Source organism: Prevotella marseillensis, assembly GCF_900625065.1.
Classification (GTDB): Bacteria; Bacteroidota; Bacteroidia; order Bacteroidales; family Bacteroidaceae; genus Prevotella; species Prevotella rara.
Map to the genome: position 1 here is coordinate 1,620,238 of NZ_UYXY01000001.1, position 16,389 is coordinate 1,636,626.

The 16,389-nt window shown below is 44.7% G+C and carries 11 protein-coding genes; 5 read left to right on the forward strand and 6 right to left on the reverse strand.

Annotation, left to right across the window (positions count from 1 at the left end):
* Positions 1–300 precede the first annotated feature (300 nt).
* The 4 genes from EJL04_RS06840 to EJL04_RS06855 all read left to right on the forward strand — a co-directional run bounded on the left by EJL04_RS06840 (position 301) and on the right by EJL04_RS06855 (position 6,948).
* Entirely contained in the window at positions 301–1,698 is a 1,398-nt protein-coding gene (locus tag EJL04_RS06840; protein ID WP_125104472.1) for an aminopeptidase P family protein, read from the forward strand.
* Positions 1,699–1,723: 25 nt separating this feature from the next.
* Positions 1,724–2,929, forward strand: coding sequence for a C1 family peptidase (locus EJL04_RS06845; protein ID WP_021853368.1), 1,206 nt, complete (start codon positions 1,724–1,726; stop codon positions 2,927–2,929).
* Positions 2,930–3,223: 294 nt separating this feature from the next.
* Positions 3,224–4,960: a single-stranded-DNA-specific exonuclease RecJ gene (recJ, locus tag EJL04_RS06850; RefSeq protein ID WP_021853369.1), complete on the forward strand. Its 1,737-nt coding sequence runs from the start codon at positions 3,224–3,226 to the stop codon at positions 4,958–4,960.
* Between the two features lie 71 nt (positions 4,961–5,031).
* Complete coding sequence (locus tag EJL04_RS06855; RefSeq protein ID WP_125104473.1) at positions 5,032–6,948, forward strand: RecQ family ATP-dependent DNA helicase; 1,917 nt, start codon at positions 5,032–5,034, stop codon at positions 6,946–6,948.
* A 141-nt stretch (positions 6,949–7,089) separates the two neighbouring features.
* On the opposite strand, the gene ilvC is transcribed toward EJL04_RS06855, so the two are convergent.
* From ilvC to EJL04_RS06885, 6 genes are all read right to left on the reverse strand, one after another.
* Positions 7,090–8,133, reverse strand: a complete 1,044-nt coding sequence (ilvC, locus tag EJL04_RS06860) for a ketol-acid reductoisomerase (protein WP_021853371.1) — start codon at positions 8,131–8,133, stop codon at positions 7,090–7,092.
* A 124-nt stretch (positions 8,134–8,257) separates the two neighbouring features.
* On the reverse strand, positions 8,258–9,028 hold the full coding sequence (locus EJL04_RS06865; protein WP_125104474.1) for an acyl-[acyl-carrier-protein] thioesterase: 771 nt from the start codon (positions 9,026–9,028) through the stop codon (positions 8,258–8,260).
* Positions 9,022–9,579 carry an acetolactate synthase small subunit gene (gene ilvN, locus EJL04_RS06870; protein ID WP_053397766.1) on the reverse strand — a complete coding sequence of 186 codons (558 nt, stop codon included), beginning with the start codon at positions 9,577–9,579 and terminating at the stop codon, positions 9,022–9,024. The genes EJL04_RS06865 and ilvN overlap by 7 nt, the downstream gene beginning before the upstream one ends.
* Before the next feature lie 8 nt (positions 9,580–9,587).
* The gene (gene ilvB, locus EJL04_RS06875) at positions 9,588–11,303 is read right to left on the reverse strand and encodes a biosynthetic-type acetolactate synthase large subunit (protein WP_053397712.1); all 1,716 of its coding nucleotides are present in this window, start codon (positions 11,301–11,303) and stop codon (positions 9,588–9,590) included.
* A 169-nt stretch (positions 11,304–11,472) separates the two neighbouring features.
* Positions 11,473–13,275 carry a dihydroxy-acid dehydratase gene (gene ilvD / locus EJL04_RS06880; RefSeq protein ID WP_125104475.1) on the reverse strand — a complete coding sequence of 601 codons (1,803 nt, stop codon included), beginning with the start codon at positions 13,273–13,275 and terminating at the stop codon, positions 11,473–11,475.
* Between the two features lie 842 nt (positions 13,276–14,117).
* Positions 14,118–15,260 (reverse strand): OmpA family protein, encoded by a 1,143-nt coding sequence (locus tag EJL04_RS06885; RefSeq protein ID WP_125104476.1) that lies wholly within the window; start codon positions 15,258–15,260, stop codon positions 14,118–14,120.
* Between the two features lie 569 nt (positions 15,261–15,829).
* Here EJL04_RS06885 and cobU point away from each other — a divergent pair.
* On the forward strand, positions 15,830–16,357 hold the full coding sequence (cobU, locus tag EJL04_RS06890; RefSeq protein WP_125104477.1) for a bifunctional adenosylcobinamide kinase/adenosylcobinamide-phosphate guanylyltransferase: 528 nt from the start codon (positions 15,830–15,832) through the stop codon (positions 16,355–16,357).
* Positions 16,358–16,389 lie beyond the last annotated feature (32 nt).

Consider the following 16,389-nt stretch of genomic DNA (forward strand, 5'->3'; position numbering starts at 1 on the left):
ATTTACAATATAAAAAATCAAAAAAACAAACATCTGTAACTTTTTTGCATGCATATTCAGCCCTGAGGATATCATTATAACATGTTTTACAGACCAACAAATTAAAATAAGTGACATTTTGTTATAAAAATAAATTGATTTTATTTTGTTCTGCACATGATTTGCATTATCTTTGCAATATTGAAGTTATATATCTGTGAAAAACGAGTTGAAAAAGCCTGACACACCATAAAAGTTACTGGAAAAACAACCACGCCACAGAGTGACGAAATTTAGTTTAACAAGCATTTATATACGAATATGTTCAGCAAGGAAACCTACGTAAGCCGCCGCGCCGAGTTGAGAAAGCTCGTAAAGAGTGGCATCGTGATTTTGTTCGGTAATAACGACTCACCTGTCAATTACCCTTCAAACAGCTACTATCCGTTCCGTCAGGACTCTTCGTTCCTGTATTACTTCGGACTTAACCGCGACGGGCTTGTAGGCGTGATTGACATCGACGAAGGTACCGAAACGCTTGTGGGCAACGACATCGACATTGAAGACATCGTATGGTTCGGCTCTGTAAACAGCGTGAAGGACATGGCTGAAAGCGTTGGCGTAGCCAATACTGCCCCGATGAAGTCGCTGCAGATTATATGCAACAATGCGCTGAAACAGAAAAGGCCAATACATTTCCTGCCGCCATACAGATATGACACAAAGCTGCAGATATTCGACCTGCTAGGCATTCATCCAAACCAGCAGAAAGAGGCAGCATCGCTCGAACTGATAAAAGCTGTGGTGAAGATGCGCTCTACGAAAGAGCCGCAGGAGATTGCCGAGATTGAAGACGCATGCTCTATTGGCTACAAGATGCATACAACAGCCATGAGGCTGACTAAACCCGGACTCACCGAGAAGTTTATCGGCGGACAGGTTGACGGAACAGCACACTCTTATGGAGCAATGGTAAGCTTCGCAACAATATTCACACAGCATGGAGAGATAATGCACGGCACACCGTCATGGGACGTTCTTGAGAGCGGCAGGCTGGCTTTGTGCGACTCTGGTGCAGAAAACCGCAACAACTACTGCTCAGATAACACCCGCACATATCCCGTAAACGGCAAGTTCACTCAGCGCCAGCGTGAAATATACAGCATCGTTGAGGCCTGCCACGACTATGTGCTCGATGTAGCCAAACCAGGTGTAAAATGGTATGACGTACATATGGCAGTATGCCGTCTGATGACCGACAAACTGAAAGAAATCGGCCTGATGAAGGGCGACACAGAAGAGGCTGTAAGAGCCGGAGCACATGCAATGTTCCTGCCTCACGGACTTGGCCACATGATGGGTATGGACGTACACGACATGGAAGGACTCGGACAGAACTATGTAGGCTTCGACGACGAGATACAGCCTTCAACACAATTTGGCACAAACTGCCTGCGCATGGGACGCCGCCTCGAAAAAGGCTTTGTTGTCACGGACGAACCGGGCATTTATTTCATACCTGCACTCATAGACGACTGGAAGTCGCAAGGACTGCACAAAGACTTCATCAACTATGAGATGCTCGAAACCTACAAGGATTTCGGCGGCATACGTATTGAAGACGACCTGCTGATAACTGACGACGGATGCAGATTCCTCGGCAAGGAGCGCATACCTTATCATCCGGACGACGTTGAAGAATTCATGAGAAACAACTAAAACCCAAAACAATACTTATAGAAAAATGAAAAAGTTAATTGCAATGGCTCTGTTGGCTTGTATAGCAACAGGCATGAACGCGCAGGACAAGAAAGGAACTGCGGAAAAGAACAAACCTGTGTTCACAACCATTAAGGAGAACAAGATCACAAGTATCAAAGACCAGAACCGCAGCGGTACCTGCTGGGCTTACTCTACACTGAGTTTCTTTGAGAACGAAATTCTGAAAAAGACAGGCAAGACTTACGACCTCTGCGAAATGTTCGTAGCCAACAAGGACTACATGGAGCGTGCCATCCTTACAGTAAGAATGCACGGCGACAGCCAGTTCTCACAGGGCGGAAGCTCTGAGGACGTGCTCTATATCCTTAAGAACCACGGTATCTGCCCTGAAACAGCCATGCCGGCACCCGGCACTCTGACAGGCGACTCTCTGGCTAACTTCGAAGAGTTCTTCGGTGTTATGGAGCCGTATGTTGCAGCTGTATCAAAGAGCAAGGCAAAGAAGATTTCTAAGCAGTGGCAGAAAGGTCTGCAGGGTATAATCGACTCATACTTAGGAGAATGCCCGAAGGAGTTTGTTTATGAAGGCAAGAAGTATACTCCGCAGACATTCGCAGCAAGCCTCGGCCTCAACTTTGACGACTATGTTTCAATAACAAGCTACACACATCACCCGTTCTACACACAGTTCCCTGTAGAAGTTCAGGACAACTGGCGCTGGGCAACATCATACAATGTTCCTATGGACGAGATGATGAAGATTATTGACAATGCCATCAACGAAGGCTACACCGTAGCATGGGGCGGCGACGTTACAGAAGACGGATTCACACGCATGGGTCTCGGTATCGCATACGACGTAAAGAAAGTACGCAGCATGGCCGGAACAGACGCAGACAGATGGTTCAAGCTTTCTTCTACAGAAAAGAAGAGCAAGCTCGATTCTCTCGGAGTTGACGCTCCTGAAATCGTTCCTACACAGGAAATGCGCCAGGAAGCATTCGACAACTGGGAGACAACTGACGACCACGGAATGGTAATCTTCGGTATCGCTAAAGACAAGAACGGACGCGAATACTATATGGTTAAGAACTCTTGGGGCGAGTATGGCGACTACAAAGGAATTTGGTACATGTCAAAGAACTATGTTGCATACAAGACTATGAGCTTCATGGTTAACAAGAACGCCATTCCTAAGGATATCCGTAAAAAGCTCGGCTTAAACTAACATACGGCCAACTGCTGGACTGACCGGAAACATAACATTGCAGACAGACAACACGAGGTTGCTGCATAAAAGACATAAAAGCCTTCGAATGTCAGCAAAAAGCTGCAGGAGACGGGCACCTAAAACCGGCAGGACAAACAAAAGCAGTTACAATGTAGCTTAAGAACAAAAGCGGTGATTTCTGAACTTTTCTGTCAGAAATCACCGTTTTCTTGTTTTTTATTTGTAACTTTACACGCCATTTTATACAAATTGACAATGGCAACCGGGAAAGAGAAATAAAAAACAATATAAATGCACTTCAAATGGAACTACGAATCACCAACATCAGAACAGAAAAAGGCAGCTGAAGAGCTGGGAGCAAAACTGGGCATAAGCCCCGTTATGGCCGGAATATTAATACGGCGAAACATTACCACCGAATCTGCTGCTAAACGTTTCTTCCGTCCTCAGCTCAACGACCTGATAAATCCGTTCCTTATGAAGGATATGGACGTGGCCGTTGACAGACTGAACGATGCCATGGGACGAAAAGAGCGCATTATGGTGTATGGTGACTACGATGTTGACGGATGCACTGCCGTCGCACTCGTGTATAAATTCTTACAGCAATTCTACTCTAACATAGATTACTACATACCCGACCGCTACGACGAAGGATATGGAGTGAGCTATAAGGGTATTGACTATGCCCATGAAACTGGTGTAAAACTGATAATAATCCTCGATTGCGGCATAAAGGCCATAAGCGAAATTGAATATGCCAAGAGCCTTGGCATCGACTTCATTATATGTGACCATCACGTGCCCGACGAGATTATGCCTCCGGCTGTAGCAATACTTAACCCCAAACGCCCTGACGACTCTTACCCGTTCAAGCACTTGTGCGGATGCGGTGTAGGCTTCAAGTTTATGCAGGCTTTCGCCAAGAACAACGGCATACCATTCTCACGTTTAGTGCCCCTGCTCGACTTTTGCGCAGTAAGTATAGCTGCAGACATTGTGCCCGTAGTGGAAGAAAACAGAATATTGGCATACCACGGTCTTAAACAGCTCAACCAGAATCCGAACATCGGACTAAAAGCCATCATTGATATCTGCGGACTAAACGGACGCACGATAACAATGAGCGACATAGTGTTCAAAATCGGACCACGCATCAACGCATCAGGACGCATGGAGAACGGACGCGAGAGCGTAGACCTGCTTGTTGAAAAAGACCTTGGCAGCGCACTTAAAGAGGCAAAGCATATAAACGAATACAACGAGCAGCGCAAGGACATTGACAAGCAAATGACAGAAGAAGCCAACCAGATTGTGGCAAAAATAGAGAGTCAGAACAGGCGCTCAAGTATTGTGCTGTATGACGAAAACTGGAAGAAAGGCATAATTGGCATAGTGGCTTCAAGGCTGACAGAAATCTATTTTCGTCCAACAATAGTAATGACGCGTGAAGACGATCTGGCCACAGGTTCTGCAAGGAGCGTTACGGGCTTCGACGTTTATTCCGCCATAAAAAGCTGCCGCGACCTGCTGATAAACTTTGGCGGGCACACTTACGCTGCCGGTCTGACACTGAAATGGAAAGATGTGCCCGAATTCATGAAACGTTTTCAGAAATATGTTGACGAGCACATACAACCCGAACAGACAGAAGCCATACTCAACATTGACGCTGTAATCGACTTCAAAGATATAACGCGTAAGCTGCATTCTGAAATCAAGAAGCTAAGTCCGTTTGGTCCACAAAATCCCAAACCCCTGTTCTGCACTACAGACGTTTACGACTTTGGCACAAGCAAGGTGGTAGGAAGAGAACAGGAACACATAAAACTCGAACTTGTAGACTCAAAATCAAACAACGTGATGAACGGCATTGCTTTCGGGCAAAGCGGATCGGCACGATATATAAAATCAAAACGCAGCTTTGACATTGCATACACCATTGAAGACAATGTTTTTAAACACAATGGTATCCAGCTGCAAATAGAGGACATACGTCCTGCTGAAGACGAAGAAGAAACAAACTAACAATATTTTGTCTGTCCACGGAAACGCTTGCATATTTCGTGGACAGACAAAATAAATCATATACACAAACAATGGTGACGGCTGACGACAAATACAGAAAGATACTTCGCGACAACTGGGGGTATGACGACTTTAGGGGCATTCAGCGAGAGATTATCGACAGTATCTGCGCCGGACGTGACACACTTGGTCTGATGCCGACAGGCGGAGGCAAATCAATTACTTTTCAGGTGCCGGCTCTCTCAATGAAAGGGGTATGCATCGTCATCACGCCCTTGATTGCACTGATGAAGGACCAGGTAGTAAACCTTAGGCACAAAGGCATCAAGGCGGCAGCTGTTTATTCGGGTATGATGCATGCAGATATTATAACTACACTAGAAAATGCCATATTCGGCGGAGTAAAAATCCTGTATGTATCACCTGAACGCCTGTCTTCTGAACTATTCCAGAAGAAGATGAGCCATATGAACGTAAGTTTCATAACAGTTGACGAAGCCCACTGCATAAGTCAGTGGGGCTATGACTTCAGGCCGTCTTATCTCAAGATATCAGACATAAGAAAACTAAAGCCAGACGCACCATTACTGGCCCTGACAGCAACAGCAACACCAAAGGTTGTAGACGACATTCAAGACAAACTCGGCTTCAAAGAAAAAAATGTGTTCAAGATGAGTTTTGAACGCAAAAACCTTGCATATATCGTAAGAAAGGCCGATGACAAGTTTGAAGAGATGCTCCACATTCTCAATAGTGTAAGCGGCTCAGCCATTGTTTACGTAAGAAGCCGTAAGCGATCAAAAGAAATTGCAGCCGAGCTATGCAAACGCAAGATAAGCGCAACCTACTATAATGCCGGACTGGAAAGTGCCGCAAGAGACGAACGCCAGAAGGAATGGCATGAGGGCAAGGCACGCGTTATGGTTGCCACAAATGCCTTCGGAATGGGCATAGACAAACCTGACGTAAGACTCGTTATACATCACGACTGCCCTGATTCTCCAGAAGCATATTTTCAGGAAGCAGGAAGAGCTGGACGCGACGGAAAGAAAGCCTATGCCGTACTGCTTTATAACGGCAGCGACAAAGGCAAACTGAGAAGAAGAATAGAAGAGACATTCCCAGACAAAGACTATATACGCCTTGTGTATGAACATCTTGCCTACTTTTATCAAATAGGCATGGGGAGCGGACAAGGATGCAGATTCGAATTCAACATCGACCGCTTCTGTGTTGCCTTTAAGCATTTTCCCATACAAGCAGGATCGGCACTAAAGATTCTTTCCAGAGCCGGATATATCGACTATGACGAAGAATCAGACAATAAGGCTCAGATAAGAATGCTTCTAGGCCGCAACGAACTGAATATGCTCGACAGCCTCAACGAAAGGGAGAATGCTGTGATAACGGCACTGCTAAGGTGCTACGGAGGATTATTTTCCGACTTCTGCTACATTGACGAAAGTCTTGTGGCACAGCAAGCCGGACTAACCGTGCCTGAAACATACATGATTCTGAAAGACATGACTGCACGCCGTATTCTTCATTTCATACCAAGGAAAAAAATTCCACACATAACATACACTCAGCGACGCGAAGAAATGGAGCGTCTGGTGCTGAGCAAGGAAATATACGACAACCGTAAGAAAGAATACATGGAGCGCATCGAGGCCATGATAAATTATGCTACAAATGACGACATATGCCGCAGCCGGCAGCTGCTAAGGTATTTCGGCGAAGAGCGCTCTACTGATTGTAACCAATGCGATGTCTGTATTGCACATAAAAAGCACCGCGAAAACAAAAACGAACAGAAAAGAGCCGAGGAACTTATTACAGAACTCCTCAGCGATAAAAAACCACACTGCATCACAGAGATAAAAAACATTAACTTCAACAGAGATGCAATAGAATACGCTGTTGAATACATGCTAAACGAAGAAAAAATATATCTCTCAGACGGAATGGTAGTGCTCAGAAAAGGATAACAGACCGTATGCTACAACCTGAATACCAGACACATCCGAGCATCTATCCAGATACAACAATACAAACTCTTACATAATAAGAACAGACGCGGAACATCACTGCCCCACGCCTGTATAATTATCAGCATGTCAAATATATAATCAATTATTTTCAGGACGCAGCTTGCGGACAGTCATACCAGCCTGCCACATCTCGCTCTCACGCATCTGCCGCAGTTCCTCATTAAGCTTTTCACGATAATCAGGCTTAGAGTTGCTGTCGATGGAAATCTGTGCCTCGTTACCCGACTTTACAGAAAGATAAAGCCACTCCATCACCGGCTTAATAGCATCACGGAAACGTGGAGCCCAGTCAAGAGCACCGCGCTGGGCCGTTGTAGAACAGTTGGCATACATCCAGTCCATGCCTTTCTCGCCGAAAAGCGGAGCAAGACTCTGGGTAAGCTCCTCAACAGTCTCATTAAACGCCTCTGAGGGAGAATGTCCATGCTCACGTAGCACCTGATACTGAGCCTCAAAAAGTCCTTCAATAGCACCCATCAGCGAGCCACGCTCACCGGTAAGGTCGCTTGTAGCCTCACGCTCAAAGGTAGTCTTAAATAGATATCCAGCCCCGATACCTATACCGAATGCTATTGTACGCTCTTCAGCCTTACCGGTAGCATCCTGATAAACGGCATAAGAACAGTTTAGCCCACGCCCTTCACGAAACATTGTACGGAGCGATGTGCCCGAACCCTTTGGGGCAACCATAATAACGTCAACATCACCTGGAGGAACTACACCCGTGCGGTCGCTCCAGTTTATGGCAAATCCATGAGAATAGTAAAGTGCCTTTCCTTTTGTCAGATAAGGTTTAACCTTAGGCCACACCGATATCTGACCGGCATCAGACAGCAGCATACATATTATCGTACCCTTTGCAGCAGCCTCTTCAATTGAAAACAATGTCTTTCCGGGCACCCATCCGTCGGCAACAGCCTTATCATAAGTTTTGCCTTCACGCTGACCTACAATAACATTAAAACCATTATCACGCAAATTGCATGCCTGCCCAGGTCCCTGAATTCCATAACCTAATACAGCTATCGTTTCGTTCTGAAGAACTTCACGTGCCTTCTCTAAAGAAAATTCTTTACTGGTGACCACTGTTTCTATCACGCCACCAAAATTCATTTCTGCCATAATAAAAATGTTTGTTTAAGCAGCCCCGTATCCGAGGCTGCAGATTAGACGTTACATATTTCTTACTTTCACATAAAGACAGCAGTAAGCACCTGCCGTTAAAACAAAAATAGTGCTTGAACTGTTAATCTTTAACAAATTCTATCTTACATCTACAGACTTCAGTTTCTTCTGAGGACTCTGGCAGCACTCTTGTTATGCGTACGCAGAACACATCATCGGAAACATCTTCCCTGTAATAGTTCAACGTATCCCCATAATAGCTTTCGGCCACATAAGCAATGTCGAAACGCTTTATCCTATATTCACGATACGTATCAAGCGCAAATAAATCGAGCACATGCTCAATATACTTTACGCTGTTAATATGACCGTTTACGTCAACGTCGCTGTAATGAGTTGGCACAGAGGCAACAAGCCCGGCGTCTTTACTCATCCTGACACGCGACAATGCACCAATAGGACAAGCCTTGTCTGTTTCTATATAGTTGAGTATCTCACCGTCACGTATATCCATGATGTTCTGCGGCTGACGAGAGTCTGTGTCTATCAGGGCCCAAATACTGCGGCCATAGCCATAAACCAGATTTTCGTCTTCTGCATCAACTACACGAAAATTACGATTGGTAAAAAATTTCATCACTCCTTCGACCCATGTTTCAACATAAAACTTGGCATATTGCGGCGGCATCTTTTCCATCTCGATAGCCAGACGCGACAACACCCATGTCTTATGCAAAGGGTTAAGGTATGTCATGCCAAAACCACGATGGGCTGCATGAAAATCTGCGGCATTAAGCATGTGATTGCCAAGATGTCCCATAAAGAGACGTTTTGAGAAATCACAATGAAACGGTTCTGCCAAAAACTCGTATTTTCCTACTTTGTCTAACATTTTTTATTCCTATTTTTTTCCTGTAATTCTAAAAATTCACTGACCTGCTCCACTTTACTGCGGGTTATGGCAATACGCCCGCTGCGGGTATACTGCAACAAGCATTTAAACTTGTCGAGAGCGTAATAGAGTCCTGTAATATCTTCCGTCATTCCGCTCAGCATTACGCAGCAGAACGTAGGGTTTACATCAATAATGCGGGCGTCAGCCTTTCTGATTACACGCGATATTTCTGGATTAGCAAGCACTTCGCCAGTTGAAAGTTTATAAAGCCCCACCTCACGTATAAAAAGGTCATCGTCCGTGTAATAATCAGCCTTTATCACATCTATTTTCTTCTCGATATGCTTGGTTATTGTTTTTATCAGGTCTTCGTCGCTCCATGCCGTTATGGTGTACTTGTGAACACCCTCGATGCTTGAGGCTGACACATTCAGACTTTCGATATTAACCTGACGCCGCGTAAACACGGCTGTTATCTGGTTAAGTATACCGGCAATGTTTTCTGAATAGACCAACATTGTATATAATTTTCTGTCTTTTGTTTCCATACCCGCCATTATCTGTTTACTTCAAGCAACATCTCGTTGACCGAACATCCCGGAGGAACCATCGGCATTACATTATCTTCCTCCTTAACAGCACACTCCAACACAAACGGTCCTTCTGTTGACAACATTTTATGAACTGCATTCTTCAACAATTCTCTTTCAGACACAAAAATATATGGTATGTGATACCCGTCACATATTCCGCCGTAACATGGATTTGTCATCCTTGTAAACGCCTGACGGCTGTCGAAAAACAAATCCTGCCACTGACGCACATTGCCCAAATAGTTATTGTTCATCAGAATCACCTTAACCGGAATACGATGTTCCATTATCGTACCGAGTTCGTGTATGCTCATCTGAAAACTTCCGTCGCCGGTAAACATACAAATCTGACGATCAGGCACGGCATAGGCAGCTCCTATAGCAGCCGGAAGTCCGTAGCCCATGGTTCCCAAGCCGCCGCTGCTCACTACGGAGCGTTTCTTGTTATATCTAAAGTAACGGCACGAAAACATCTGATTCTGTCCTACATCATTAACGAGAACGGCATCGCCTCCTGTTGCATCAGCCACTGCCTTAACCACTTCACCCATAAGAAGCGGACCTGACGACGGGCAAGTTGCAGGTCTGATAACCTTCTCGTATTCCTCTTCATACAACGGTCTGAAACTCTCACACCATTCTTTGTGTGAATTAGGCCTTAACAGCTTTGTAATTGCCGGCAACGACTCCTTACAGTCAGCTACAACGGCAACGTCGGTCTTAACGTTTTTGTCTATCTCAGCCCCGTCAATATCGAGCTGTATTATTTTTGCCTGTTTGGCATAAGTGGCAGGATTACAGATAACACGATCGCTGAAACGCATGCCTATGGCTATCAGCACATCACACTCCTGCTCTTTCATGTTTGGTGCATAGTTGCCGTGCATGCCTAGCATCCCCATATTAAGCGGATGGCCGGTTGGAAGAGCCGAAAGTCCAAGCATGGTGCGGGCGGCCGGTATGCCGGCCTTCTCGATAAAGTCGACAAGCTCTTGCTGTGCATTGCCAAGCTCCACACCGTGTCCTACAAGTGCCAACGGTTTTTTTGCGTTATTAATAAGCTCTGCAGCACGGCTTACGGCCTCTGCGTCTACAGTGGGATAAGGCACATAGCCACGTACAAAGTCTACACGACACGGCTCATACTCTGTGAGAGACACCTGGGCATTCTTTGGAAAATCTAACACGACAGGACCAGGACGGCCTGAGCGTGCTATATAAAAGGCACGGCTTACGGCCCATGCCACATCCTCTGCACGGCGTATCTGATAACTCCACTTGCTTATAGGCTGCGACACGCCAACAAGGTCGACTTCCTGAAAAGAGTCAGTGCCAAGCACATCTACGCCCACCTGTCCGGCAATAACGACTATCGGTGTTGAGTCCATCATTGCATCTGCAATGCCTGTAAGCGTATTTGTTGCTCCCGGACCACTTGTTACGATACATACTCCTACGTCTCCGCTGGCACGTGAGTATCCCTCTGCCGCATGTGCAGCCGACTGTTCATGCCTGACGAGTATATGCTCAAAAGCCTTTTTGTCACCGCGTGTATAATCATAAAGGGCATCGAAAACCGGCAGAATAGATCCGCCTGGATAACCGAAAATGGTTTTCACGTTTTCTTCTTTCAGAGCCCTCATCAGAGCCTCTGCTCCTGTTATCATTTCCTTTGCCATACTCTCTCAATATTTTTTGTTGTGTCAAGTAACAAGTAACATAACCGACGCCATACGCACAAAGCCGTGCGCACAAAGCAATATACGTCAACAGTGCCATGCAGGGCATTACACCAACGCACGACAGGCGCAGGCACCGATTATGAAACACACTTCACAAAAACTTATACTAACCTATAATCCTCACTCCGCCTTTATCTGCCGAACTTACGCTCTGAGCATAAGCTCTCAGGGCCTTGCTTACTACACGCTTTCGGGTCAGCTTGCGCTGCGGCCTCAAGTCAAGCTCTTCAGCCGTCAGCCTGACATTTATTGAACGGTTGGGGATGTCTATGTCTATGATGTCACCATCAATTATCTTTCCGATGTTGCCTCCGGCAGCGGCTTCCGGCGAGATATGCCCTATGCTTAGTCCTGAAGTTCCGCCGCTGAAGCGTCCGTCTGTAATCAAGGCACACTCCGTTCCGAGATGCATACTCTTAATATAAGACGTTGGATAAAGCATCTCCTGCATGCCGGGACCTCCCTTAGGGCCTTCGTGCGTGATAACCACACAGTCGCCACTCTTGACCTTACCGCCGAGAATAGCCTCACAGGCATCTTCCTGTGAATCAAAGACCTTTGCCGGTCCGCTAAACTTCCATATTGAAGGGTCTACGCCTGCCGTCTTGACAACACATCCGTCTTGTGCGATGTTGCCAAACAAGACTGCCAATCCTCCGTCTTTTGTATAGGAATGCTCTATGTCGCGTATGCAACCTGCCGAGCGGTCGGTGTCGAGCGTATCCCACTGTTCGTCCTGCGAGCCCATGACGGTAGAAAACTTTCTGCCAGGCGCACTGCGGTATATGCGTTCCGCATCACCATCAATGCCATTGCCCGTTATGTCATATTTTCTAAGTTGTTCACCCAGCGTTTTTCCGTCAACACGCATCACGTCTTCGTTGATCAGTCCGCCCTTGGCCAGTTCATTTATTATTCCGAATATTCCGCCGGCCCGGTTACATTCTTGTAGGCTATACTTCTGCGTATTTGGAGCCAGCTTACACAGACAAGGCACCCTGCGGCTAAGCTCATCTATGTCAGACATGGTAAAATCAGCCCCAGCCTCTTGAGCAACAGCCAAAAGATGCAGCACCGTATTGGTGCTTCCTCCCATGGCTATGTCGAGTGTCATGGCATTCAGAAAGGCTTCACGCGTAGCAATATTGCGCGGCAGGACACTCTCGTCTCCTTCTTCATAATACCTCATGGCATTTGTCACAATCTGGCGCGCGGCATCCTTAAACAGCTGTATGCGGTTCTTGTGCGTGGCCAGAATTGTACCATTGCCAGGAAGCGAAAGGCCTATGGCCTCTGTGAGCGAATTCATAGAGTTTGCCGTGAACATACCCGAGCAGCATCCACAGCCAGGACAGGCACAACTCTCTATCTGGCGCATTTCGTCATCGCTGACACTCGGGTCGGCTCCTTTAACCATGGCCGTTATCAGATCGGCATTCTCGCCGTTCCATCGTCCAGCCTCCATAGGTCCGCCGCTGCAGAATACGGCCGGTATGTTTAATCGCATGGCTGCCATAAGCATGCCGGGCGTAACTTTATCACAATTTGAGATACATATCATTGCGTCTGCCTTATGGGCATTAACCATATATTCAACAGAGTCGGCAATGATATCGCGCGACGGCAGCGAATATAGCATTCCGTCGTGTCCCATTGCTATACCGTCATCAATCGCTATCGTGTTGAATTCTGCGGCATAACATCCCATACTTTCAATCTCAGCCTTTACGATCTGGCCGATTTCATGTAAATGTGTATGTCCCGGGACAAACTGCGTAAATGAGTTGACGATGGCAATGATGGGCTTTCCAAACTGCTCATGCTTCATGCCTGCAGCAACCCACAGGGCTCGCGCCCCTGCCATACGCCGTCCTTCTGTACAAACCGTACTTTTCAACTTGTGTTTCATATTCTCTCAAATTTTTCACTTGTACGTATGTGCAAAGTTATACTTTTTTCTCACAAACAGCAACAAATATACTAAATAATTAAGCCATCAAATAAATTTTATCGGAAAACAAGTATAAAATGTGATAAATCGAAAGACTTTGTTGCACATATGTATCTTAAATGTGCAATTTCAAGATGTTACAATTATCCCATTTATGCAAAACACTTGTCATGATTATCGACAATATAATAAAATAATGTCACACAACAAAGTATAAAAATATTCGACATAAAAGCGAAAAAAATCGAACAGGAATACATCAACGGCATCAATTATTTATTGCCACACAAATATACATGTGGACAATCATAACGGATTATAATATTTCTCTCTCTGATCCGGCATAACAAAACCGGATAAAGCTAAATAACATCAATAATGCCACAAAACACGACAAGCGGCAAAGACATGGAAAACTGGACAAACTTTATGGCAAATATTGAACAGATTTGGCATGACAACTAAAAGATAAAAATCTGCATCAACAACAAGATACCAAAATGCAAACAGATTCGACGCCAAAAATATGTAATATTTCCCCGTAAATAAATTACAAATTAACATGTTATATAGAAAATACAATCAATACAGAAAGAATCTGCACTATGTTTTGTTTCGAAATGAAAGTGGGTTGTTTTTGATGTGAAAACCACCCACTTTTGCATCAAAAGTAACTGAGTTACGACTGCAAAACCAGTCATTAATTTCAGGGAAACAAGCTTTATACATGCAATATAATTATACAAAAAAATCTCCGCCCTATTTGGGACGGAGATTTTTTTATGATTTACTATGTAAAATTACTTAGTATTGTCGTTGAATGTAGCTACGCGGTTGAATTCTACCTGCTCGAACAGCTTGTCTGTAGCGCCACAACCTACTGTTGTAAGACGGTCAGCAGAAATCTTGTACTTGTTAACCAAAATCTTCTTAACGGCTGCCGCACGCTCTTCTGACAGCTGCTGGTTGCGCTCTGCAGAGCCTTCAGGAGAAGCATATCCCTTAATTTCAACCTTTGCATCAGGATGATTCTTCATGTACTGTGCAATAAGCTCAATCGGAGCATACTGAGCAGGATCTACTACAGACTTGCCCTGACGGAACAATACTGTAGGCTGCAGGTTGGTTGCTGTTGCAGGCTTCTCATACTTAGGTCTTCTGTTGCACTCATCAAGAGCCTTCTGCAGATCTGCAATCTGACGGTCTTTAGCAGCAAGCTGTGCATCCTTACCGTTCAAATTGCTGCGCAGGTCGTTGATTTTAGCATTCAGGCCGTCAATCTCTGACTGGTCACGCAGTTCGGCAATTGTGAAGTTGTGTGTGCCGTTAGAATTCTTGAACTTGTAGTTGAAACCAACATTAAGCTGGAAGCCAGAGTTGTTTACATTATACTTAATAGCGTGTGTTCCGCCATTATAGCCTCCAAGTGTCCAAATCATAGCAGGCTCAATGTAGAACTGCCATGCCTTAGCCTTGCCAAGATTAAATGTAAAGTCAATGGCTGCCTTAGATGTAAGAGCGTCGTCGTTATACACTTCAGACGGATGACCAAACACGTGTCCCCATCCTAAACCGCCGAGAACAGAAACTTCAAACAAACGCGGCTCACCAGGATATCCGCCAAACCAGTTGCTCAGGTTAACAGTTCCGAGCAAAGATGTATTCATCGAACGCACAAATGTTCCGATTGACTCGCCCGGCTTGTTAGACAAATAAACATTGCTTTCTGCAGCAAGACCAAATACCGGAGTGAAATTACGGCCGATACGCAATCCGAGATTAGGATTCAGATCCTTAAGCCATGCATGACCGGTAGTTTTGGTCGCAAAACCGCCATTGACTCCAATATAAAAATTATCGAAAGTCTTGCTTTCAGTTACTGTCTGAGCTGAAACAGATGCAGTTGCCAATGCAGCAACAAACATAAATAATAACTTCTTCATTTTCTTAAAATTTAAATTATAAACAATTTATTAATAATTGCAGTACACAAAGATACAAATTAATATTTACAAAACAAATTATTAGAGACAAATAATTAGATTAAGAAAAATATATGTATTAACGTAGAAAAGGACAAAATATTGGTACTTTATAATAAGCAGCAGCAAATTAAAAGTGATTTAACTGTGAGATTTACAATATGACGTTTTTTAGTTTTATAAAATAAAAATATAAAATATATACAAAAAGTCAGGAAAACGGCAATAAAATATGCCGCAACGTCCTATTTGTAAATATATTTGAATACCTGATTAAGCTAAACGCCACGTTTATTATTCACATTGCTTATTGTCCCTCCCGCTGTCAGGCATTATGCAGCATAATAGTTTTATATGTTTTCATTAAAGTTTAGCCAACCATGGCATAGCCTGCATAAAGGTAAAAACACGGCTGACAGCCAAAACTACCCGAAAGGCAAATACCAATCATAAATAAAAGAATACTACGGAAATAAAAAACGAATAAACTTTTTATCATATTAATGTAAATTGCATTACCTTTGCATTATATGAAAAAGATTATTCTTATTACCGGCGGACAGCGCTCGGGTAAAAGCGTATATGCAGAGAAACTTGCTTTGAGCCTCTCGGACAATCCTGTATATCTTGCCACGGCTCACGTATGGGACGACGAATTCAAGGAAAGAGTAAGAAAACATCAGGAACGAAGAGGTGAACAATGGACAAACATTGAAGAGGAAAAATATCTCAGCAGGCACGACATATATAATAAGGTAATAGTGATTGACTGCGTCACCCTTTGGTGTACCAATTTCTTCTTTGACCGTGAAGCTGACGCCGACACCCAACCTACTGTGAGCGAGGCTCTCGAAGAAATAAAGAAAGAGTTTGACAAGTTTACGGATAAAGACAACACTTTCATATTCGTCACCAACGAAATTGGCAGCGGAGAAGTGAGCGGCAACGCCGTTCAACGCAGATTTACCGACATGCAGGGATGGATGAACCAGTATGTGGCATCAAAGGCTGATGAGGTGATAATGATGGTCTGCGGCATTCCGGTAAAAATAAAGTAAGCCACAAGACTCTATCCGGCAGTAAAGATCCT